Source organism: Blastococcus sp. TBT05-19 (genome assembly GCF_003319095.1).
Lineage (GTDB): Bacteria > Actinomycetota > Actinomycetes > Mycobacteriales > Geodermatophilaceae > Blastococcus.
The window spans coordinates 1-686 of the sequence record NZ_QOHI01000016.1 but is presented as its reverse complement, the minus strand read 5'-3'; the positions used below and the strand labels follow the sequence as shown (position 1 = coordinate 686).

General features: G+C 67.9%; 3 protein-coding genes. All 3 read right to left on the bottom strand.

All coding sequences use genetic code 11. From position 1 onward, the window contains the following. Window positions 1–207 (bottom strand): hypothetical protein (locus DQ244_RS19105; RefSeq protein ID WP_147251565.1); only part of this gene is annotated, 207 nt, incomplete at its 3' end. Then, on the bottom strand, window positions 204–440 hold the full coding sequence (locus DQ244_RS19100; RefSeq protein WP_113813090.1) for a hypothetical protein: 237 nt from the start codon (window positions 438–440) through the stop codon (window positions 204–206). The genes DQ244_RS19100 and DQ244_RS19105, both read right to left, overlap by 4 nt. 55 nt (window positions 441–495) lie before the next feature. Then, on the bottom strand, window positions 496–686 hold a 191-nt coding region (locus DQ244_RS20010; protein ID WP_233491735.1), incomplete at its 5' end, for a hypothetical protein.

The following is a 686-nucleotide window of genomic DNA, read 5'->3' as shown; positions in this document are numbered from 1 at the left end:
GACGGCGGCGGCGTGATCGGCACTGCCCTCCACCGCCTCGACCGCGGCGCGCGAATGCTGCCGGATCGCAAGCACCGTGCCGCGATGGTCGCGTATCGCGGCGTGGACGTCAGGATCATCCTCCAGCGCCAGGGCCTGCGGCGGCTCGGCCCCGTCGTTCAGGAAGCGCTCCGTCGCGCCGTCGAGCTCAGCCACGTCGACAGTCACGCGGCCACCCGCTCGCCGAACCGGTCGACAATGTTGCGCTTGGTGTAGCTAACAGCCTCGGCAAGCGAGCGCATGCCGCGCTGGCGCGGGCGGGCGGCGTATTCGGCGGGGCCGTTCAGCCCCTCGCCGACGACGCGGATGAAGCGACCGTGACGGCCCTGCTCAAAAGTTGCGGTCAGGCCGAAACGGGTGAAGCGGAGCGATTGCACCGGATGGTCTCCCTGCCGCAGCATGCGGCGCAGGAGCCAAACACCACATTGGTGCTACCCTGTCAACACCGTTATGGTGTTACTCTTCATCCCACACCGGATCGGGGTAGAACCCCGGATCGGGGTCTACGCCCTCTCCCCGCGACGCCGCACGGTCGCTGAATGTGTTCGGCTTGGGCAGATCGGGCGCGCCGCCAATCGCCACCCGCGCAACGGCGCCCCAAGGTGCTTCCTCCTGGTAGCTGTCTCTTATACACATCTGACGCTGCC

Excerpts from the sequence above, each read along its gene's own strand:
- DQ244_RS19100 (WP_113813090.1), bottom strand. The coding sequence starts at position 440 with ATGCTGCGGCAGGGAGACCATCCGGTGCAATCGCTCCGCTTCACCCGT.